The 20841-nt window shown below is 64.8% G+C and carries 20 protein-coding genes and 1 pseudogene; 6 read left to right on the forward strand and 15 right to left on the reverse strand.

Annotated elements, in window-relative coordinates:
- Positions 1-28: 28 nt before the first annotated feature.
- Together BM315_RS16755 and BM315_RS16760 are read left to right on the forward strand one after the other, a co-directional pair.
- A pseudogene (locus BM315_RS16755) lies at positions 29-349 on the forward strand (acyl-CoA dehydrogenase family protein).
- 66 nt (positions 350-415) lie between these two features.
- Positions 416-1597, forward strand: coding sequence for a CaiB/BaiF CoA transferase family protein (locus tag BM315_RS16760; protein ID WP_090503032.1), 1182 nt, complete (start codon positions 416-418; stop codon positions 1595-1597).
- A gap of 45 nt (positions 1598-1642) precedes the next feature.
- Here the strand turns inward: BM315_RS16760 and BM315_RS16765 are convergent, their stop codons facing one another.
- From BM315_RS16765 to BM315_RS25270, 3 genes are all read right to left on the reverse strand, one after another.
- A complete protein-coding gene (locus BM315_RS16765) occupies positions 1643-2488 on the reverse strand; it encodes a transporter (protein ID WP_244527320.1) in 846 nt (281 codons plus the stop codon).
- 297 nt (positions 2489-2785) lie between these two features.
- A complete protein-coding gene (locus tag BM315_RS16770; RefSeq protein ID WP_090503036.1) occupies positions 2786-3397 on the reverse strand; it encodes a VOC family protein in 612 nt (203 codons plus the stop codon).
- A 97-nt stretch (positions 3398-3494) separates the two neighbouring features.
- Positions 3495-3623 (reverse strand): hypothetical protein, encoded by a 129-nt coding sequence (locus BM315_RS25270; RefSeq protein ID WP_280140426.1) that lies wholly within the window; start codon positions 3621-3623, stop codon positions 3495-3497.
- A 360-nt stretch (positions 3624-3983) separates the two neighbouring features.
- Here BM315_RS25270 and BM315_RS16775 point away from each other — a divergent pair, with 360 nt between their 5' ends.
- Entirely contained in the window at positions 3984-5948 is a 1965-nt protein-coding gene (locus tag BM315_RS16775; protein WP_090503038.1) for a sigma-54-dependent Fis family transcriptional regulator, read from the forward strand.
- Positions 5949-6093: 145 nt separating this feature from the next.
- Here BM315_RS16775 and BM315_RS16780 read toward each other — a convergent pair whose 3' ends face one another.
- The 11 genes from BM315_RS16780 to BM315_RS16830 all read right to left on the reverse strand — a co-directional run bounded on the left by BM315_RS16780 (position 6094) and on the right by BM315_RS16830 (position 15624).
- Complete coding sequence (locus BM315_RS16780; protein WP_090503040.1) at positions 6094-6807, reverse strand: lipoate--protein ligase family protein; 714 nt, start codon at positions 6805-6807, stop codon at positions 6094-6096.
- 217 nt (positions 6808-7024) lie between these two features.
- Positions 7025-7723: a 2-oxo acid dehydrogenase subunit E2 gene (locus BM315_RS16785; RefSeq protein WP_090503175.1), complete on the reverse strand. Its 699-nt coding sequence runs from the start codon at positions 7721-7723 to the stop codon at positions 7025-7027.
- Positions 7724-7735: 12 nt separating this feature from the next.
- The gene (locus BM315_RS16790; protein ID WP_090503042.1) at positions 7736-7969 is read right to left on the reverse strand and encodes a biotin/lipoyl-containing protein; all 234 of its coding nucleotides are present in this window, start codon (positions 7967-7969) and stop codon (positions 7736-7738) included.
- The gene (locus BM315_RS16795; protein ID WP_090503044.1) at positions 7966-8997 is read right to left on the reverse strand and encodes an alpha-ketoacid dehydrogenase subunit beta; all 1032 of its coding nucleotides are present in this window, start codon (positions 8995-8997) and stop codon (positions 7966-7968) included. Before BM315_RS16795 ends, BM315_RS16790 begins: the two co-directional genes overlap by 4 nt.
- Positions 8998-9023: 26 nt before the next feature.
- Positions 9024-10094: a 2,3-butanediol dehydrogenase gene (locus tag BM315_RS16800; protein ID WP_090503178.1), complete on the reverse strand. Its 1071-nt coding sequence runs from the start codon at positions 10092-10094 to the stop codon at positions 9024-9026.
- Positions 10095-10151: 57 nt separating this feature from the next.
- Complete coding sequence (locus BM315_RS16805; protein WP_090503046.1) at positions 10152-11141, reverse strand: thiamine pyrophosphate-dependent dehydrogenase E1 component subunit alpha; 990 nt, start codon at positions 11139-11141, stop codon at positions 10152-10154.
- Positions 11142-11163: 22 nt separating this feature from the next.
- Positions 11164-12744: a GMC family oxidoreductase gene (locus BM315_RS16810; protein ID WP_090503048.1), complete on the reverse strand. Its 1581-nt coding sequence runs from the start codon at positions 12742-12744 to the stop codon at positions 11164-11166.
- A gap of 54 nt (positions 12745-12798) precedes the next feature.
- Complete coding sequence (locus BM315_RS16815; protein ID WP_090503049.1) at positions 12799-13317, reverse strand: gluconate 2-dehydrogenase subunit 3 family protein; 519 nt, start codon at positions 13315-13317, stop codon at positions 12799-12801.
- A 339-nt stretch (positions 13318-13656) separates the two neighbouring features.
- Positions 13657-14151, reverse strand: a complete 495-nt coding sequence (locus BM315_RS16820; RefSeq protein ID WP_090503051.1) for a SprT family zinc-dependent metalloprotease — start codon at positions 14149-14151, stop codon at positions 13657-13659.
- Positions 14152-14261: 110 nt separating this feature from the next.
- Positions 14262-14861 carry a Yip1 family protein gene (locus BM315_RS16825; RefSeq protein ID WP_090503053.1) on the reverse strand — a complete coding sequence of 200 codons (600 nt, stop codon included), beginning with the start codon at positions 14859-14861 and terminating at the stop codon, positions 14262-14264.
- A gap of 166 nt (positions 14862-15027) precedes the next feature.
- Positions 15028-15624 carry a DNA-J related domain-containing protein gene (locus BM315_RS16830; RefSeq protein ID WP_090503055.1) on the reverse strand — a complete coding sequence of 199 codons (597 nt, stop codon included), beginning with the start codon at positions 15622-15624 and terminating at the stop codon, positions 15028-15030.
- A gap of 97 nt (positions 15625-15721) precedes the next feature.
- Here BM315_RS16830 and ttcA point away from each other — a divergent pair, with 97 nt between their 5' ends.
- The 3 genes from ttcA (at position 15722) to BM315_RS16845 (ending at position 18110) form a co-directional block, all read left to right on the forward strand.
- Positions 15722-16546: a tRNA 2-thiocytidine(32) synthetase TtcA gene (gene ttcA / locus BM315_RS16835; RefSeq protein ID WP_090503057.1), complete on the forward strand. Its 825-nt coding sequence runs from the start codon at positions 15722-15724 to the stop codon at positions 16544-16546.
- Between the two features lie 35 nt (positions 16547-16581).
- A complete protein-coding gene (locus BM315_RS16840) occupies positions 16582-17253 on the forward strand; it encodes a DNA-3-methyladenine glycosylase I (protein WP_090503060.1) in 672 nt (223 codons plus the stop codon).
- An 86-nt stretch (positions 17254-17339) separates the two neighbouring features.
- Complete coding sequence (locus BM315_RS16845; RefSeq protein ID WP_090503062.1) at positions 17340-18110, forward strand: NAD-dependent deacylase; 771 nt, start codon at positions 17340-17342, stop codon at positions 18108-18110.
- 1138 nt (positions 18111-19248) lie between these two features.
- Here BM315_RS16845 and BM315_RS16850 read toward each other — a convergent pair.
- Complete coding sequence (locus tag BM315_RS16850) at positions 19249-20838, reverse strand: hypothetical protein (protein ID WP_090503064.1); 1590 nt, start codon at positions 20836-20838, stop codon at positions 19249-19251.
- Positions 20839-20841: the final 3 nt, after the last annotated feature.

A 20841-nucleotide genomic window follows, 5' to 3' on the forward strand; every position in this document is an offset into this window, starting at 1 on the left:
GGACAAGTCGGTCGAGCGATTGGGTCAATTGCAGCTGAGCGCTGGGGTCATTGAGGTGAGGGGGCTGAGGCACCTAACCTGCAGGACGACTTCAGCGCCGGGAACACGCCGCTGCGTGATGGATCACCATCAGAAACAGCTCACCCCGGAAGTCGCCGCCGAGGCCAAGCTGTTCACCACCGAGCTGCTCGGCAAGGTGGTCGACGAGGGCGTGCAGTTACATGGCGGACGGGGTTATATGTGGGAGTAGCCGATCTGCAAGATGTACGCGAACGCGCGCATCCAGCGCATCTTCGCCGGCACCTCGGAGATCATGAAAGAGATCATCAGTCGCAGCATGCAGGTGTAGGGCGGGTGCAGCCCACCATCCGGGCTGCCCGCCAAACGCTGTCCAATCCGCACACAAGGAGCCGTCATGAAAGGCCCGCTGTCCTCGCTGAAAGTGTTGGATTTCTCCACCCTGTTACCGGGGCCGTTCGCCTCACTGCTGCTCGCCGACATGGGGGCCGAGGTGCTGCGCATCGAGTCGCCGACGCGCACCGACCTGGTCCGCGTGCTGCCGCCGCATGACGGCGGCGTCTCCGCCAGCCATGCCTACCTCAACCGCAACAAGCGCTGCATCGCCCTGGATCTGAAACAGGCCGAGGCGGTGGCGCTGGTCAAAGAACTGGTGGCCGAGTACGACATCGTGCTGGAGCAGTTTCGTCCCGGGGTGATGGACAAGCTCGGGGTCGGCTATGAGGCGCTCAAGGCGATCAACCCCCGGCTGATCTATGTATCGATCACCGGCTATGGCCAGAGCGGGCCTTACAAGGCCCGCGCCGGCCACGACATCAACTACCTGGCCCTGGCCGGGATCGCCAGCTACACCGGCCGCCGCGACCGCGGGCCGCTGCCGCTCGGCGTGCAGTTGGCCGACATCGCCGGCGGTTCGCTGCACGGGGTGATCGGTCTGCTGGCCGCGGTGATCCAGCGCCAGGTCACGGGGCAGGGGCAGCAGGTCGACGTGAGCATGACCGATTGCGCCTTCAGCCTGCACGGCATGGCCGGTGCGGGCTATCTGGCGGCCGGGGTGGAGCCGCAGATGGAGAATCAGGTGCTCAACGGCGGCAGCTTCTACGACTACTACCGCACCCGCGATGGCCGCTGGTTTTCGGTCGGCAGTCTGGAACCGCCGTTCATGCAGCAGTTCTGTGCCGCCCTCGGCCGTCCGGAGCTGGCCGCCCGCGGCCTGTCGCCCAAGCCGGAGGAACAGCGCGCGCTCAAGCGCGAGATCGAGATCGAATTCGAGAAGCGTGATTTCGCCGAGTGGAGCCAGCTGTTCGCCGGCCTGGACGCCTGCGTCGAACCCATGCTCTTGCTGAGCGAGGCGGTCGAGCATCCGCAGCTCAAGGCGCGCCAGCTGGTCGCCGAGGTGCCGCGTGCCGGCGGCGACCCGCAGCGGCAGATCGTCTGCCCGCTCAAGTTTTCCGCCGGCTTGGCCGCGCCCCGGCATATAGGCGCGGCACTGGGCGAACACACCGAGCAGGTGCTGCGCGAGCTGGGCTACTCGGCAGAACGGATCGCCGAGCTGAAAGCCGCCAAGGTCGTGGCGTAAGCGGGGGAGCCGCCACCTTCGCCTAAGCTTCGAACGCGGCACCCCTCAGAACACCTGGAGCAGCCGGATATTCAGCCGGCTGTCCTCACGAAAGCCGTGTTCCACTGCGATATCCCGGCCGACAGTGGCCGCCAGCTGGGTGCCGGGCAGGAAGAACCAGGCGAAGCCCGCCGACCACTTGCTGCTGCGCTGGCTGTCGTCCAGCCAGCTCTGTTCCATGCGGTTCTCGCCGCCGCTCTGGTGCGACAGGCCGACACGCAGGTCGAGGTTGTCGCGCAGCGGATAGCGCAGAAAGCCCTGGTACTGGTAGCTGGGTTTCTGCCGATGGGTCCACTTGTGCGCGCCGTAGCTGTGGTTGCGCCCGTAGACGGTCACATCGGCCGCCAGATCCAGCGCCAGCTTGTCGCCCAGGCCGGTGACATAGCCGGCCTGCAGATTGAACTTCCAGCGATTCTCGCCGAGGTTCAGTGCCCGGTCGTGGTCGTAGCTGCCGAGCGGGACAAACAGGTAGGGCGTGATGCCGAAGAAGCGGCGCTTCTCCGGCTGGTTGAGCAGCCAGATCGGCATCGCCAGGATAGGGTCGGCCATGCCGCTGCTGTCGCCCAGGGCGCCGCCATCGTGACGCCCGTCGAGGCGGCCGAATGGCAGCAGGATCTGCGGTGCGACACGGTAGCCGCCCAGGTCGCTGTAGTGCACCAGGCGCAGGATGCCGATCTGCGAATCCAGCCCGGCTGAGCCTGACAGCTTGTCGCCGTCCCGATAGAGATGGTCGCGCTCCGCATACTGCAGGTAGAGCAGCCCCAGAGTGGTGTCGGCGGCGGCCGGTACATAGTCGCCGGCATCCAGATCCAGGGCTTGCGCGGGCCGGCCCCAAGACAGCAGCGCGCCCAACAGCAGCAGGCCCCAGAGCGCTATCCAGATTTTTGCATCGGCTTGCCGGGCACCAGCAGGCCGTTGAAAAACTACCTGCGTTGGCAATACTGCGTTAAAAACAGGCTCGGAATGCTCATTTACAGCCAGTAAACTCCGCTTCCTCGCCTGTTTTTGCCTTGTCTTGCCTGCCTCGCCTACATTTTTCAACGGCCTGCCAGCGTGCAGCGGCATTGGCGTGATTGGCAACATCTTGCTTCCTCGTTTTCTTGTTTGACTTGAGTGGTGCAGGTCTCGCCAGCGGTTGCGCTGACCGGGCTATCGCTGCGGATGGCGTGGATCCCACAGCAGCCGATCCAGCCCCTGCTCGTACTGCATGCCGCGCGGAAAGCTCACCAGCTCCAGCTGCAGGCCCCAGGGCGCCAGGAAGTACACCCAGGTCAGGCCGGCTGCCGGGCCTTCGCTGAAGGTGCTGGGCGTATCGAGCACCCGCACCTGCTTCGACTTCAGGTAGGCGATCGCCGCGTCCATGTCGTCGACGTAGAACGCCAGGTGGTGGCCGCCGATGTCGCTGTTGCGCGGCAACCGGCGGTTCTGATCCGGTGCGCCGTACTCGAAGATTTCCAGGTTGGTGCCGTTGCCGCAGCGGACCATCTGGAAGTCCTTGATCACTGCGCGCGGATGCACGTTGAGGTGGCGCTCCATCCAGTCGTCGGCGAACTTGAACTCGCCGAAGGTGAAGTAGGCTTCGCAGCCGAGCACCTCGACGAAGAAATCCGTCGCCTGGCGCAGGCTGGGTGCGGTGATGCCGATGTGCTGCAGCCCCTGCATGCCGGGAAGTCCGCCGGCCAACGCGAATGGCGACAGCGCGGCAGCGGCGAGGGCGAGGAGGAAACGGCGTAACAGCTGGGTTGTTGCTTGGAAAGTCATGGCGATACTCCTGGTACAGGATGGGCAAGCGGTCGCCCGCCGCAGGCTTGCGCGCCTGCAATGTCGGTCGACTGAGGTGGGGCGAAGCGGGCAGCGGTCAGCGGCGGGGTGGTCGCCGCACCGCCTGCTGGCTCTGCGGCAAGCCGGGACGGCAAAGCAATGGCCAGGGCTGGCTGTCGGCGCTGCGAGTGGTATCGGTAAAAGGCATCGGGGTAATGGCGGGCATGCTGCATCCTCGTCTTGTTGTTATGGGGCCCGTTGCCGGGCTCATGGACTGGATGGCAGAACCCATGCCAAACCCGTTACGGTGCCTGGCTATGGCTGCAGTCGATTGATTTTTAATGATTTTTTTTGAGGTGAAATCGGCTTTTGGCAACCTGCAGAAGGCCGCCGACTGTCACGCCGCTTACAGCTGTAATGCCCGTCGTTACAGGCATTACAGGCTTCGCAGGGCAGGCGCTGGGGGAGTAGACTCTGGCCCATAGACGGATGCGCCCGGCTTGCCAGCGGGCGGGGCGCAACAAGAACAAGATCGTCAGCGCGTGCTGTGCCTGAGCAGGCTGCGTCGCGCGTCCGAGGAGGCTGCATGCGCATCATCCCGCCCAGCAGTGTGCATATCGACACTGTCCTGTCCCATGCCGCCGACCCTGCGCTGGCGCCGCTGGGGCAAGGCTTCGACCCGCTGATCTCGCGCTCCTGGCAGCGCTGCATCCAGGACTACGGCCTGGATCCGGCCAAGCCGGCTCCGCCGCGTTTCGTCCCGCGCCAGGTGCTGCTCGATCACCAGGATCAGGCCGACGAACTGATCAACGTGGCCCGCGCCGGCGTCGAACAGCTGTATCGGCATATCGCCGAGCTGGGCTACGTGGTGCTGCTCACCGACAACCGCGGGATCACTGTGCAGTTTCTCGGCGACCCGGACGACAAGGCTTCGCACCGCAAGACCGGCCTCTACCTGGGGGCCGACTGGAGCGAGGATCATGCCGGCACCTGTGCGGTGGGCACCTGCATCAAGGAGCAGCAGGCCCTGACCTGTCACCACCATGACCACTTCAGCGCCCACCATGTCAGCCTCACCTGCACCGCGGTGCCGATCTTCAATCCACAGGGCCAACTGCTCGCCGTGCTGGACATCTCCGCCCTGCAGTCGCCGCCCTCGAAAGACTCGCAGACCTTTGCCCTGCAACTGGTCAAGCAGTACGCGCGGATGATCGAGGATGCCTACTTCCTCAGGCGCTACCGCGACAGCCATATCCTCTGCCTGGACAGCTCGCGCGAGTTCGTCCTGATCAACCGTCATTACCTGTTGGCGATGGCCGAGGATGGCAGCCTGCTGGCGGCCAACACCGCCGGCCGGCAACTGCTCGCCGAGTGCGCCCTGGAATTGCCGCTACGGCCCTCGGCGCTGGCCCCCAGGATAGGCGTGCAGCAGCTGTTCGATTGCGAACTGGAAGATGTGTTCAATATCCCCTATGCCAGCGCCGACCATGTGCGCGCCTTCCGCACCCATCGGCAGAATGCGCTGTATTTCGCCGCCCTGATGGAGCCGCGCCGCGCGCCTGTGCAAGCCCTGGCCAGCAGCCGCGAATTGCCGCGTTGCGCCCTGGACGAACTGGCCGACGACGACCCCTTGATGCGCAAGATGCTGGCCCGCGCCAAGCGCCTGTGCAGCGAACCCCTCAACGTCCTGCTCAATGGCGAGACCGGTACCGGCAAGGAACGGCTGGCCCGTGCCCTGCACGAGAGCGGCAATCGCAGCCAGGCCGCCTTCGTCGCGATCAATTGCGCGGCCATGCCCGAGTCGTTGATCGAGAGCGAGTTGTTCGGCTACCAGCCGGGCAGCTTTACCGGCGCGCGCGGCAAGGGCATGCGCGGGCTGATCCAGCAGGCCGATGGCGGCACCCTGTTCCTCGACGAGATCGGCGACATGCCGCTGCACCTACAGACCCGCCTGCTGCGGGTGCTGGCCGAGCAGGAAGTGATGCCGCTGGGCGCGGACAAGCCGATCAAGGTGGACATCCGGGTGATCGCCGCCAGCCACCGCGACATTCGCCAGATGATCGAGGCCGGACAGTTTCGCGAGGATCTCTACTACCGCCTCAACGGTGCCACCCTGAAACTGCCGGCGCTGCGCGAGCGGGCCGACAAGGGCTACCTGATCGAGCGGCTGTTTACGGAACTGAGCGAACAGCGCCAGCGTCCGCCGCGCCTGCGCGGCGATGCCATGAGTGCGCTGCTGGGCTATGCCTGGCCGGGCAATATCCGCGAACTGCGCAACGCGCTGCAGTATGCCCTGGCCACCTGCGAAGGCGACGAAATCACCGTCGACGATCTGCCTGAGCAGTGCCTGCCCAGCCCGGGGCCGCGCCTGCCTGTGCCGACAGAACAGGTCCGCACCCTGAGCGCCGATCCGGCTGCGCAGCTGGAGGCAACCCTGCGTCGGCACCGCTGGAATGTCAGCGCCGCGGCGCGCGAGCTGTCGCTGTCGCGGCCGACCATCTACCGCTGGATGAAGGTCTACAACATAGTGCCGCCGAAGGCATGGGAGTGAGTGGCTGGTTTGGCCGTGGAGCGGGGATTTGTCGGCTATGAGGGGAGAGTTAGGGGGAGGGGCAACTCCGTAGGGTGCGCTGTGCGCACCATTGCCATATGTTCTGGTGCGCACAGCACACCCTACGGAGCGCGGCCGGGCTCTTCTACGGTGAAAGCACCAATCCCGTCGTCTGAAACTGCTGCCGGTAGCAATCGAGCAGGCCATCGGTAGCCGGCCAGACATCCTCGAGCAACTCGTCCAGCGCCACATGGCTGGCGACCCGGCAACGGCTCGGCAGTTGGCAGCCGGCATAGAAGCTATTGACCACCTCGACCATCGCCTGGCGCTGGTTCTCCAGCAGCACGGCAGCGTGGGCCAGGCACACGTGACGGCCATCGCTCGGTCGCCGCCGCCAGCGTTGCGCGGTACCGACCAGTTTGCGTTGCTCCAGGGTGACGTTGTAGCGGCCGTCGCAGAAGGCGCCGTCGACTTCGCCCAGACCGGGATCCAGGCCCAGGCCGCGTAGCCAGGCGCGCAGCGGTTCGCACAGGCGCAGGTAGGCGGTTTCGATGCGTTTCTGTTCGTTGTCGCTTGCCGGTACGGCGTAGGCCAGGGCCACGTTGAGCACCGCCGCCGATTGCGGCACCGGCTCGCCGCCGGTGTCGCGCAGGGCTACCGGCCAGCCCTGCGTCACGCAGGCCGCCTGGGCGGCAGCGAAGCCGTCCAGGCGGTTGAGTCGGCGCGGCATCACCAGCGCCGCATCCAGCGGCCGCCAGAACAACAGGCCGCAGTCGAGGGCACCGGCATGCACCTGGTCCAGCAACTGCCGCTCCGCATCCAGGCCGGCTTCGACCGGCAGTCGCTGTATGGTTGTCATGTCACCTCGCTTACCAGACGGTTGAAAAACTACCTGCGTTGCCGAGGCGTCGTTAAAAACAGGCTCGTGTGCGAGCCCAGTCAAAATGCTCATTTACAACTCGTAAACTCCGCTTTTGACTCGCTTCGCTCGCCCTGCGGGCCAGCCTGCGGCTGTTACTCCGCTGCGCTGCGTTTCGCCTGTTTTTGCCTAGCCTTGGCTGCCTCGCCTACGTTTTTCAGCAGTCTGTTCGTTCCAGTCGTCTGCACAGATCATCGAGAAAGTCCGCCGCCGGCGCGCCGTTCACCGCACGGTGATCGAAGGTCAGCGACAAGCCCATGAAGTCCCGTTCCACCAGCGTGCCGTCGGCCTCGCGCTGCAAACGCCGCTGGCTGCCGCCGATGCCGATGATCGCCACCTGCGGCACATTGAGGATAGGGGTGAAGAAGCGTACCCGCGACAGGCCCAGGTTGGAAACCGTGATGGTCGCGCCGGTCAGCTCCCTGACCGACAGCTTGCCGGCCTGGGCCTTGTCGACCAGGGCGCGGCGCGCCTCGGCCAGTTGCTCGGCATCCAGCTGGTCGGCGTCGAACAGCGCCGGTGCCACCAGCAGGTCGCCGGGCAGCGGGATGGCCAGGCCCAGGTGCACGGCCTGATAGCGAGTGATCTGGTTGTCCTGCAGGGTGGCGTTGAGGCTCGGGTGCGCGCCCAGGGTCTGGACGATTTCGTGCAGCAACAAATCCTGCAGCGACACCGTACTGCCGGCCGCCTTCAGTCGCGCGCGCCGCGCCTGCAGCGCGGTCAGTTCGCACTCGGCGTGGTGGGTGAGCTGGGCAGCGCTGTGCAGGCTCTCCTGCATCTTCGCCGCGATCATCTTGCGCATGCCCTTGAGCGGCACTGTAGTCGTGCCCGGTAGGCAATCCGCTGCTTGTGTCATGGCAGTCATGGGCTACTCCACCAGGCCGATGGTCGCGCCCTTGGCGATCACCGCGTCTTCTTCCTCGAGGATCTTCAGCACGCCAGCGGCCGGCGCCTCGATCTCGAACTGGGCTTTCTCGGACATGATCTCGGCGACCAGGTCGCCCTGGCCAACCTCGGCGCCGTCACTGACCAGCCAGGCGGTGATCACCGCTTCGGCGTCGCCGTCCCAGAGGTTGTCTGCAATCAGGATGGGAGTGCTCATCGGTTTTGTTCCTCGTGCATCTGTTGGTAGGCGGCCACAATTTTCTCGGCATTGGGCAGGGCCCATTGCTCCATGACCGGGGTGAAGGGGATCGGAATATCCGGGAAGGCCACCCGCTGCGGCCGCGCCTTGAGCATGCCGATGTCGTGCTCTACCACGCTGGCGATGATCTCGCCGCTGACGCCGAAGCTGTGGTAGTCCTCGTCGACCACGATCAGCCGGCCGGTCTTGCGTACCGAGGCGATCACGTGGTCGCGGTCCAGCGGTACCAGGCTGCGCAGGTCGATGACCTCGGCGCTGACGCCGTCTTGTTCCAGCTGCTGGGCCGCGCGCAGGGCGTGGTGCACGCCGACGCCGAGGCTGACGATGGACACATCCGAGCCCTCGCGCAGGGTCTTGGCCTTGCCGATCTCCAGGCAGTAGGGTTCCTCCGGCACCGCCACCGTGGCGCCTTTCTCGGTGCCCAGCCAGCCCATGCCCTGCAGGGCCTTGTGGAACAGGAAGATCACCGGGTTGTCGTCGCGGATCGCCGCGGTCATCAGGCCCTTGGCGTCATAAGCATTGCTCGGCACCACCACCTTCATTCCCGGCAGGTGAGCGAAGGTGGCGTACAGGCACTGCGAGTGCTGGCCGGCATCGGAATAGCCGGCGCCGGTGGAGGCCATCAGCACCATCGGCACCCTGACCTTGCCGCCGGAGAAGTAGGTGTTCTTCGCCATCAGGTTGTAGATGGCGTCCATGCACACGCCGAAGAAGTCGACGAACATCAGCTCGACGATCGGGCGCATGCCATCGGAGGCCGCGCCCACCGCCGCGCCGATAAAGGCGGTCTCGGAGATCGGCGTGTCGCGTACCCGCGCACCGCCGAATTCTTCATGCAGGCCGCGGGTGTTGCCGAATACCCCGCCGAGCGGGCCGATGTCCTCGCCCATCACGAACACGCGGGGATCGAGGCGCATTTCCTGGGCCACCGCCTCGGCCATGGCGCGGGCGACGGTGAGTTTGCGTTGTTTGACTGCTGTGGTCATGGTTGTCTCCTGGAATTCTTGGCCGGTTAGATCGCCAGCGCGGCGGGGCTGACGATGATCTTGACGTTGTGGTCCTTGTTGTTTACCAGCTCTTCGAAGCCCTGCTCGATGATCTGCTGCAGGCCGATCCGCCCGGTGATCAAGGGCGTGACGTCGATACTGCCGTCGGCGATCAGGGCGATCACGTCGGCGAACTCGCCGGCATAGGCGAGCGAGCCGATGACCTGCTTCTCGGTGGCGACTATCTCGAAGAAGTTGAACTCGCTGGGCTCCTCGAAGATGCCGACCATCACGCAGCGCCCGGCCTTGCGAATGACGTCGATGGCCAGCTTGGCCGTGGCTTTGTGGCCGATGCACTCGAAGGACGCGCTGGCGCCGTAGCCGTCGGTCAGCGCCTTGACTGCCGCGACGGCGTCGCACTCGCTGGGATCGATGACGTGGCTGGCGCCGACTTCCAGGGCCTTGGCCTTGCGTGCGGCGGACATCTCCAGGGCGATGATGCGCGAGGCGCCCGCCGCCTTGGCACACATGATGGTGCACAGGCCGATGGTGCCGGCACCGACTACCACCACGGTCTGGTCGAGCAGGCTGCCGGCCTTTTTCACCGCATGCATGCCCACGGCCAGCGGTTCGATCAACGCCCCGGCTTCGCTGGGGAATCCCTCCGGCAGGCGGTACAGCAGGTTGGCCGGTACATTGACCAACTCGGCAAAGGCGCCGTTGTTCATCAGCCCGGTGAAGGCCAGGTTCTCGCACAGGTTGTACTGGCCCTGCCGACAGAACAGGCACTGGCCGCAGTGCTGGCAGGCATCGGCCGCCACCCGCTCGCCGCAGGCAAAGTCGCTGACGCCTGCGCCCAGGGCGACTATCTCGCCGCTGAACTCATGGCCGAGGATGCATTGCCCCTGCAACCCTGTGAGCGGATGCGGGCTGTCCATCGGGATAAACACCGGCCCGGCCAGGTATTCATGCAAGTCGGAGCCGCAGATGCCGCACCAGTGCACCTTGATCTGCACCCAACCGGGTGGCGGCGTGCCGGGAAGGGCAACCTGTTCCAGGCGGATGTCGCGGCGTCCATGCCATACCGCGGCGGTCATGCTGGCTTGCTGATTCATAAGCACATCCTTATCTGTCTGTTGGTGTGGACACGACGTTCAAACGAACACCTTTTCCAGCGCCTCTTCGGGGGCCGGGTAGGGGCTTTCGCGGGCGAACAGCACGGCCTCGTCGACCCGCCCGCGGGCGCGGGCGGCGATCTCCTCGGCGGCGCGCTCGTCCAGCACGCCCAGCTCGAGCAGACGCTGGCGGTAGGCGGGAATCGGGTCCTTGGCCTGCAACGCCTCCTTCTCGCCGGCGGGGCGGTACTGCTCGCCGTCGCCCATGAAGTGGCCGGCCAGGCGCGAGGTCTCGATCTCGATCAGGCTCGGCCCGCCACCGGCGCGGGCGCGCTCGATGGCAGCAGACGCCGCGGCGAAGATGGCGTCGGCGTCGTTGCCGGGGACGAATACCCCGGGCATGCCGTAGGCCGCCGCGCGCAGGTAGTTGCGCTCGATCGCGGTGGACGCCTGCTTGGCCACCGAGATGCCCCAGGCGTTGTCCTCGATGACGAACACCACCGGCAGCTTCCACAGGGCGGCGAGGTTCAGCGTCTCGTGGAAGGCACCCTGGTTGGCCGCGCCCTCACCGATAAAGGCCACTGCCACGCCGGGCTTGCCCTGTAGCTGGCGTGACAGCGCCGCGCCCACGGCTGGGCCCATGCCTTCGGCGATGATCCCCGAGCAGGAGAAATTCACCCGCGCATCGAACAGGTGCATATGGCCACCGCGGCCGCCGGACAGGCCGGTCTTCTTGCCGAAGATTTCGGCGACCATCTCATTGAGATGCACACCCTTGGCCACGGCGATGTGGTGCGGGCGATGGGTGGCGGTGACGATATCCTCGGCGTTCAGGTGCGCGCAGACGCCGACGGCGCAGGGCTCCTGGCCGTTGGACAGGTGCATTTCGCCGGGGATCGGCCCGTTGGCCATGTTGAATACCGGGGTCTTGCCTTCCATGTAAATGCGCTCGATGGACTCCTCCAGGTAGCGGCTGACGAGCATCTGCTCGAACATCCAGAGGCGCTGCGCGTTGCTTGGTACGGTCATGTGCTGGGCTCCATTGTTGCTGTCAGAGGGCACGCTGGCTGAGCTGCGCGCCGATGTACTCGGCCTGGCGCAGGGCCAGGGCGACGATGGTCAGGGTCGGGTTCTGGCCGCCGCTGGTGGTGAACTGGCTGCCATCGGAGACGAACAGGTTGGGGATGTCGTGGCTCTGCCCCCACTTGTTGACCACCCCGTCGGCGGCCTTGGCGCTCATGCGGTTGGTGCCCATGTTGTGGCTGGCCGGGTAGGACGGCAGGCGGATCACCTCGGTGGCACCGACCGCCTCGTAGCACTTGCGGGTCTGCTCGACGCCGTGCTCGCGCATGGCGCTGTCGAAGGCATGGTCGTCCTTGTTCACCACCGGTACCGGCAGGCCGTACTGGTCCTTCTCGCTGGCGTGCAGGGTGATGCGGTTGCCCTCCATGGGCAGATCCTCGCCACACAGCCAGACCCCGGACATGTGGTCGTAGCGCTCCATCTTCGAGGCGAAGGCGCGGCCCCAGCCCTGCGGCGTCGGGTCGAGGAAGGCCGACATAAACGGCAGGCCGAGCGACAACACTTCCAGGCGGTAGCCACCGATAAAGCCGCGCGAGGTGTCGTTGTACGACTCGTCGGAGATCACCCCGGCGCAGGTGGTGCCGCGGTACATGTGCACCGGCTTGGGCAGGGTGGCGTAGATGCCGGCGGTGGTGTGGGTCATGTAATTGCGCCCGACCTGGCCGGAGGAGTTGGCCAGACCGTCCTTGAAGGTCGACGACTCGGAGTTGAGCAGCAGGCGTGGCGACTCGATGGAGTTGCCGGCCACGCACACCACCCGCGCCTTCTGCCGCTGCTGGCGGCCCTGGGCGTCGGCGTAGACCACCGCGTTTACCTTGCCGCGCGCATCATGCTCGATGCGCAGGACCATGGACTGCGGGCGTACCTCGCAGTGGCCGGTGGCCTCGGCGCGCGGGATGTCGGTGTAGAGGGTCGACCACTTCGCCCCGATGCGGCAGCCCTGCATGCAGAAACCGATCTGCATGCAGCCCGGCCGGCCGTCGTAGGCCTGGGTGTTGATCGCCATGGGGCCGGACTGGATTTCCTGGTAGCCGACCCGTTTGGCCCCTTCGGCCAGCACCTTGAACGAGTTGTGCCACTGGTGGTACGGCATGCCGGTGCTGGGGCCGGTCACGCCCATGTGTTTCTCCGCCTTCACGTACCAGGGTTCCAGTTCCTCGTAGCTGAGCGGCCAGTCGAGCAGGTTGGCACCCTTGATCTCGCCGTTTTCCGTGCGCATGCGGAACTCGAAGTCGCGAAAGCGCAGGGCCACGCCGGCCCAGTGCACGGTGCTGCCGCCGACCGCCTTGACGATCCAGGCCGGCAGGTTGGGGTGGTTCTGTGCCACGTCCCAGCCACCGGTGGCGATGCGTTTGTCGAGCCAGGAAATTTTGTTGAACATGGCCCATTCATCGTTCTCGATGTCGGCCATCTCGAAGCGTTTGCCGGCTTCCAGCACCACGCTGCGGATGCCCTGTTTGGCCAGGGCGTGGGCCAGGGTGCCACCGCCGGCACCGGAGCCGATGATGACCACGACGTCGCCGTCGTCTTGTGCGAATTTCGCTGCCATGGGGTGTTCCCCTCATTGTTGGAATTGGATGTGCTGCGATTGCTCAGGCCTGGGTCAGAGCCAGTCGAGGTCGTTGTAACCGCGCGCCAGGTAGCCGCCTTTCTCCACCGAGGAGCCTTCGTAGCCGAACAGCGGGAACAGCGCCGGGTTGTCGTAGAGGCCGAACATCAGGGCGTTGCGCACGGCGCGAAAGAACGCCCCGGTTTCGATCTCGCGCAGCAGGGCGACCCGATCGATTTCCGTGTTGAGGCCTTCGAAGGGCTGGCCGTGCCGCCGCTCGGCGCTGGCCTGCAGCTCGCGCAGGCCGTCGGCGATCAGCTCGGGTTGCTGGGTCACCAGTTCGGCCAGTGGCTTGGCGTAGTGCAGATCGTTCAGGCGGTCATGCGGGTAGATGTCGCGGCCCATGCGCAGCAGTCCCTGGGGCAGGGCGGGCAGCGCCTCGTCGGCAAGCAGGGTGACCGGAATCAGTTGCGCGGCGACGGCCGTGACGCCGAGGGCGAGCAGGGACTGGCCGGAAAGGGACATAAAGCGCCGGCGCGAGAGGCCGGCGTGGGGGCTGGGAGAGTCATGCATGGCAGTGCTCCAGGCTATTGCCGGCACACTGCTTGTGGGGTCAGGTGTGGCCGGCGCTCATTGTTATTTGGTGAGAGGTTTTCCCCCTCGATAACCCTGGAGCAGCTTGCGTGCCAATGCTTTGTTGTGTGCCTAACCTATTGTTTATTAATGATTTTGTTGGGGGATAAAAGGCGCTTTCGCGCGGCGCCGTAATGCACCTGTAAAGCGAGATTCTTTACAGTTGTAAAACATCTGTAAGGGGGGGCAGCGCCGGCAAGCCCGGTTCGGCTCTGGGCGACTATTGCTGAGAACGGCCTGCTCGCCGCTGGTGATCGATTTCCCAGGGGCGAGCGTCTTTCACTCCACCCGCTGTTCGCCGGTAAAGCTCAGGGTCACCTTGCAGCGCCGGCAGAAGTAACGCCGGCCTTTGCCGACCAGGGCGTGACGTTGAGCGGAGAAGGGGAACTCGCCCTCGGGGCAGTTGCAGCGGTAGATGAAGCGGCTGACCTTGCGGCGCTTGACGGCGTAGCTATGGCAGCGGTTTGGCGGCAGCCCATAAACGCCGCGCATGATCAGTTGCCATTCCTCGCCGTGGGGCTGGATCTTCAGGCCAAACAGCTGATGGGCGATCAGGTGCGCGACTTCGTGGGCCACCGTCTGCCTGAGGAAGTCTTCGCGGTTTTCCCGGTACAGTTGCGGGTTGAAGCGCAGCTTGTTCTCCGTCAGGTGCGCCACTCCGGCCTTTTGCCCACGCAGCTTGAAACTCACTTCGGCACGGACGAAGCGCTGCTTGAAAAAGGCCTCGGCCTGCTGGTAACAGGACTCGACACGGGCGTGGAGGTGTTCGGGCATGAGCGCAACCTGAGGAGGACGGCGCGATTATGCCCAAGCCGAGCGCCTGCGACAGCCCTAAAACGACGAAACCACCGGCTGGTGGTTTCGTGCAGTGCCAGTTGAGCCGTCTAGCTGGTATAGACCGGACCTACCCCAAGCCCCCAGAGAATCACCGAGCAGGCGATCATCGCCACCAGTACCACCAAGCCGACCGCCAGTACCGAGCTGGAGAACATGAAGCCCTCATCCGCGGGAATGTTCATGAAGGTCGGTATGCCCACATAGAGCAGGTAGACGGTGTAACAGATGGCCAGTGTTCCCACTACCATGGCCAGCCACATATGTGGATAGAGTGCCGCCAGGCCGCCGATGAACAGGGGCGTCGCGGTGTAGGCGGCGAATACGATGCATTGGGTCAGGTTGGGACTGGCGTCGTAGGTACGGGCCATCCAGTGAATGAAGGTGCCCATCACAGCAACCCCGGCAAGCATCGCCAGGTAGGTCATGATGGTCATTTGCAACGCGCTGGCTTCAGTCAGCATTACCGGTTCCCGGCCACCGATGGACCAGCCCACCTGGGTGGTGCCGATAAAGGCCGAGATCGCCGGAATCGCCGCGAGCACTAGTACGTGGGTGAGATACATGTGGCTGATGGTTTCTTCTTCGCCACGGATTTCCTGCCATTCCTGATCGGGATGGGTGAAGAGCCCCCAAACGTGATGGATCATGCCAGACACCTCCTCTTGTTATGCGGTCGCCCCCCAGCGAAGTGCCCGGCGCGCGTAGGCAGCGCTACCGGGTACTGGGCCGAACCCATGCGACCGTATGTCGCAGTATAGGCAGAGGCTGGTGCTCCTGAGGCGGTTGGTCTTAGAGCAAATTGATCTCTGAATGTCAGTCGTAATAGCGTTCCAGGATTTCCATGGCTTTGTTGATCGACTGCAGGCGCTCGGTGCTGCCGCCGCGATCGGGGTGGTGCAGGCTGACCAGTTGCCGGTAGCGATGCTTGATAAGCCCGATATTGAGCACCTGCTGGCTGTCATTCAGCTCGAACAGTTCCAGGGCTGCGCGCTTTTCCTCGCCGCCCTGCATGCGTTTCCAGAAACTGACCAGCAGCTCCTGCACATCCTGTTCGTCGGTGTCGCTCAACTGGCTGAGATCCAGGTAATAGTCGCGCAACGGGTCGTGCTCGCTCAGTCCGGCGCTGCCGGCCCGGTAGGGCAGCAACTGGATGCACAGCGGGCTGATCTGGACGAAGCCGAGCCGTTCGCCCCATAGGCGTTCGCGCAGCCGGTACAGGGCGTTGAATACCAGGAAGTGGGTGCGAAACAGCACCAGCTTGTCGGTCAAAGGCAGGTGGGGGATGTGCGTGCAGTGGCGCTCTTTCAACTGCTGGATCAACTGGTATTCGCCAATCCCTGCGGGGGCGTCCTGCAGTAACTGGTGCAGTTGATCCGCCAGATCGGCAGAGGGGTCGAGTTTGTCGTTCATTACCAGACCCTAGCATTTCAGCGTGATTGGGGTAGGGCGCGTCGCGTTTTCTGGGTAAAATGCCGCACTTTAGTAAGCCTCCGGATTCCAGCGCACCATGGGTAGCCTCTCGGTCAATCAGAACAAACTGCAAAAACGCCTGCGCCGCCAGGCCGGCGAAGCCATTGCCGACTTCAACATGATCGAGGACGGCGACAAGGTCATGGTCTGCCTGTCCGGGGGCAAGGACAGCTACACCATGCTCGACATCCTTCTCTATTTGCAGAAGGTCGCGCCGATCCAGTTCGAGATAGTCGCGGTCAATATGGACCAGAAACAGCCGGGCTTCCCCGAAGATGTGCTGCCGGCCTACCTGGAGTCCATCGGCGTGGCCTACCACATCGTCGAAAAAGACACCTACTCGGTGGTCAAGGAGATGATCCCGGAAGGCAAGACCACCTGTTCGCTGTGTTCGCGCCTGCGCCGCGGCACCCTGTATACCTTCGCCGACGAGATAGGCGCGACCAAGATGGCCCTGGGTCATCATCGCGACGACATCCTGGAAACCTTCTTCCTCAACATGTTCTACGGTGGCACCCTCAAGGCCATGCCGCCCAAGCTGCGCGCCGACGACGGGCGCAACGTGGTGATCCGCCCGCTGGCCTATTGCAACGAGGCGGATATCGAGGCCTACAGCCGGCTCAAGCAGTTCCCGATCATTCCGTGCAACCTCTGCGGCTCCCAGGAAAACCTGCAGCGCCAGGTGGTCAAGGAGATGCTCCAGGACTGGGAGCGCAAGTCGCCGGGGCGTACCGAGATCATGTTCCGCGCCCTGCAGAACGTGGTGCCCTCGCAACTGGCCGACCGCAACCTGTTCGACTTCAAGAGCCTGAAAATCGACGAAAATGCCGCGTCGCGGTTCGTCAATGTGATGAATCTGTAGGGATAGCGACAAGCGATAGACAAAGGCGAGGGACGATGCGCGACTACCAATGGCTGCATGAGTACTGCCTGAACCGCTTCGGTTCGGCCGAGGCGCTGGAGGCGCGCTTGCCGCAGCCGCGCAGCGCTGCCGAGTTGCGCGCGCTGGGCGATGACCGCTATCTCTCCACCATCAGCCTGCGCATTTTTCGCGCCGGCCTCAAGCACAGCCTGGTCGATGCCAAGTGGCCGGTTTTCGAGCAGGTGTTTTTCGGTTTCGACCCGGAAAAAGTCGTGCTGATGGGCGCCGAACACCTGGAAAACCTGATGCAGGATGCGCGCATCATCCGCCATCTGGGCAAGCTCAAGAGCGTGCCGCGCAACGCCCAGTTCGTCCTCGATGTGCGCCGGGAGAAGGGCAGTTTCGGCGCGCTGATCGCCGACTGGCCGGTGACCGATATCGTCGGCCTGTGGCGCTACTTGGCCAAACACGGCAGCCAGTTGGGCGGCTTGTCGGCACCGCGCTTTTTGCGCATGGTCGGCAAGGACACCTTCATCCCCTCCGATGACATGGTGGCCGCACTCAAGGCGCAGCACATCGTCGACAAGGCGCCGACCAGCCTGAAAGACCGCGCCGCGGTGCAGGCGGCGTTCAACCAGTGGCACGCGCAGAGCGCTCGGCCGCTGTGCCAGTTGTCGATGATGCTGGCGTACACGGTCAATCATTGAACAGGTGGATGACGCTTTCCCCATCCACCTGTTGAGGTGGTGGTGGACGAAAAGAGCGTCGTCCACCCTGCGCGGGAGAGCTTGAGATGGATGAGGTCATTGCCCGTGTCGCCCAGGCCATAGTAGCGGCTGAGCGCATCCTGATCATTACCGGCGCCGGTCTGTCCGCCGACTCCGGCTTGCCGACCTACCGCGGCATCGGCGGTCTGTACAACAATCAGACCGCCGAAGGCCTGCCGATCGAGGCGGCGCTGTCCGGCCCCATGCTGCAGCGCGATCCGGCTTTATGCTGGAAGTACCTGGCCGAACTGGGCAAGGCCTGTCTCGGCGCCCGGGCCAATGCCGGGCATTACGCCATCGCCGAGTTGCAGCGTATGAAACCCCAGTGTTGGGTGCTGACCCAGAATATCGACGGCTATCACCGCGCCGCCGGCAGCCCGCCCGAGCGCCTGATCGAGATCCATGGCGAGCTGGCACCGCTGTATTGCCAATCCTGCGGCGCACAAGATCCGCAACTGGCCGAGCACCTGAGCCGGCCGCTACCGCCCAGGTGCCGGCAGTGCGGCGGCATCCTGCGCCCGCCGGTGGTGCTGTTCGAGGAAATGCTGCCGGAACGGGCCATCAGCAGTCTCTATACGGAAGTGGGCAAGGGCTTCGCGGTGGCCATCAGCATCGGCACCAGCGCCAGCTTCCCCTACATAGTCGAACCGCTGCTGCGCACCCGTCAGGCGGGCGGCTTCACCGCCGAGATCAACCCCGCCCGCGGCGACCTGAGCGCTGTCGTCGATGTGCATGTGCAGATGGGGGCGGCCCAGGCGCTGACCCGGCTGCAACAGCTGTGGTCGGCGCCGGAGTAGGTTGCGTCTTCAGGTGGTTGTACCTTGTTCTTCTTCTGTGCGGGCGAGCAGGCCGCTGGCCTGTTCGGCGGCCAGCGCGAGGCTTGTCGGCTGGGCGGCTAGGGCGCGGGTCTGCTCGTTCATCTGGTAGATCTGGCTGGCCGATTGCAGATCCACCTCGTTGACGCCGGCGATGGTCTGGCGGCTGGCGAAGAACTCCTCCAGTTCACCGAGCACCGCATCCAGGGCATCGTCGGCCTTGCCCAGCGAGAGGATGTGGCGTTCCTGTTCGAGGTTCATGTTGCCGCTGATGGCGAAGGTGCTGGTGAGCAGGTCGCTGACCAGGAACCAGGGCGTGATGGTCGAGCGCACTACGGTGTTCTCCGAGCGGGTGCTGTCATAGATGCCGGTGCCGGTGGAGAGTTTCGACTCGGTGTAGGTGCCTTCCACGCTCAACTCCAGGAGCAGCGAGCGGAACTGCATCTCGGCCCAGAAGGCATTGCCCATGCGGCTCAGCACCGCGCCGAAGATCAACAGCATGCCGGGCATGATCAGGCCGATCAGCAGCGCGGGCTGGTGCGCCACGCGCGCCAGGTCGGCGCTGAGGCCGATCAGGCTCAGGGCACCTACCGCCAGCAGCGTCTGGCCGAGCACGCTGGTGACGATGCGAACGGCGCGGAAGCCGCTGCCATAGGCTATTTCGCTGAGGATCGGTTGGGTTTCCACCAGGGTGCGCCCGCCGAAGGTGCCTTTCTCGCTGCCGCCTTCCTGGCACAGCGAGGGTTCGAATTTCTGGTAGATCCGGTTGGGGATTTCCCGATGGCGGCGGTTGGCCAGGATGTGCGATTCCAGATGGATGAACAGCTCGCGCGGCATCAGGTTCTTCTGCCAGTTGTTGCGGTGTTCGGATACCTCGGTGCTCGGTTCGGCCAGCTTGAGACGCTGCGCCAGCAGGTACAGGCCCAGGCCGGTGGTGACGGCGCCGAGCAGCAGCAGGGCCAGCAGGTGGGGCAGGGTGTTGATCGGCAAACGCGGGATGGCCTGCACATGGCGGTGGACATACGCCAGCGCGACCGGCAGGAGGATCGCCAGGGCCAGGGTCAGGCCGATCCGCAGCAGGCTGATGTCCATGGCGCCGCGGCTGAAGTGGCGGAATGGCTCACGCATGCCCAGCCACAGTTTGAGCAGGTAGAGGGTCAGCAGCAGCCCCAGCCAGGCCATCACCGGCGTGTTGTCCAGGCGTGCCAGGCCGGTGGCGTTGGCGAACCAGACCAGGCCGAAGGCGAGCAGCATGAACAGCGAGACGCTGGGGCTGAACAGCAGGTTTTCCGCCAGCGCGCGGTACACCGGCGGCATGAACAGCAGGCGCGGCAGCAGGCTGTGGATCAGGCGGGAGAACAGGCTTTGTGGTTCTTTGAAGGTGGTGTTCGTTGCGCGCCTTCTGCTCGGTTTCGCGGCGGGCGATTTCTGCCTGCTTGCGCTCGAATGCAAAGAGGTGGTTGTTGGCGCGGTTGGGGTCGAAGTCCCACAGTTTGCTGCGGTAGTTGCGCTGCAATCCGACCTCGTACAGCCAGGCGTCGCGGTCGCCCTTGAGCAGTCCCTTGGCCAGGTCGCGAATGGCGTAGGCGTTGATCCAGGTTTCCTTGGGCCGTTGTTTGTCGAGCTGGGCGAGCGGGGCGAACAGGATGGTGCGGATGCTTTCGGCTTGGCGAAACAGCTCGGCGTTGTCGGTCAGGGCCAGTAGCAGCGGCTGCTCCAGGTGCCAGCTGCCGGCATAGCGGTTGTGTTTTGCCCGTACCAGGTAATGCACACGGTTGAGCGGGTCGCTGCTCAGCCACAGCAGCATGTTCTGCTCTTGGTCGAAGCCGACCACAGGTAGGTCGAGAGTGCCGTCGGTGATCGGCAGGCCGCGATGGAAACTGGCCTTGATGCGCTTGAGCTCGACGCCGTCGCTACGCTTGAGCAGCAGTTGCCCCGTGCCGCTGGCGAAACCGTCCGGGCCGCAGCTGATGCCGGTGGATTCGGCCTGGACGAACTGGCGGTCGCCTTCCTGCTTGTAGCTGGTGCGGAAGCGGCAGCTGCCCTGATCCCGGATGATGCTCAGGAAGCTGGCCTGGGCGAGCACGTCGCTCTCCAGGGGCGGCTTCCAGCCGGCCACTCTGAAGTCATTGCTCAGAACCGCCGGTGCCGCAACGGTTGCGGCCGGGGCTGCGGTTGTCTGCGTGGTGGTTGGTTCGACGATTGGCTCGGCTGCTATCGGCTCGGCAGTTGGCGCTGCTGCGGCGGCGCTGACGGACGCTGCAGCAGGCTGTGCTGGCGGATCGGCCGCTACGCTGGCTGGCGCAGTAGCTGGGGCCGGTGTGTTGTCTGCCAGGGCAGGAGGCGCTGCGCTGGCAGGGGCGCTTTGCATCACCTGGGCAATCCAGGCGCCGCTCTTGCTGGCGCGGCCTTGGGCCTGCAGCTGGCCGTTCTGGTCGAGGCTCTGCCAGTTCAGGCTTTCGGCTTGTGGGCACTGGCTGGCGAGCAATCCGCCCAGTTTTGGCAGCAGGCGCTCGAGGGTGTTCTGATTGGCCGCGCCGCCGAAGGCGAAGCGCATGTTCAGGGCGCTGCTGCACCAGGGCTGGCCGCCGGCATGGTCGACGAATACTTCGATATTTTCCGCCTTCGAATAGACCAGCCGGTGACTGTTATCGGCCGCCTGCGCGACCACGCTCAGCGCCATGAGGCTGAGGGCTGCAAAGTTCTTCATGTT

The organism is Pseudomonas borbori, from assembly GCF_900115555.1.
Lineage (GTDB): Bacteria > Pseudomonadota > Gammaproteobacteria > Pseudomonadales > Pseudomonadaceae > Aquipseudomonas > Aquipseudomonas borbori.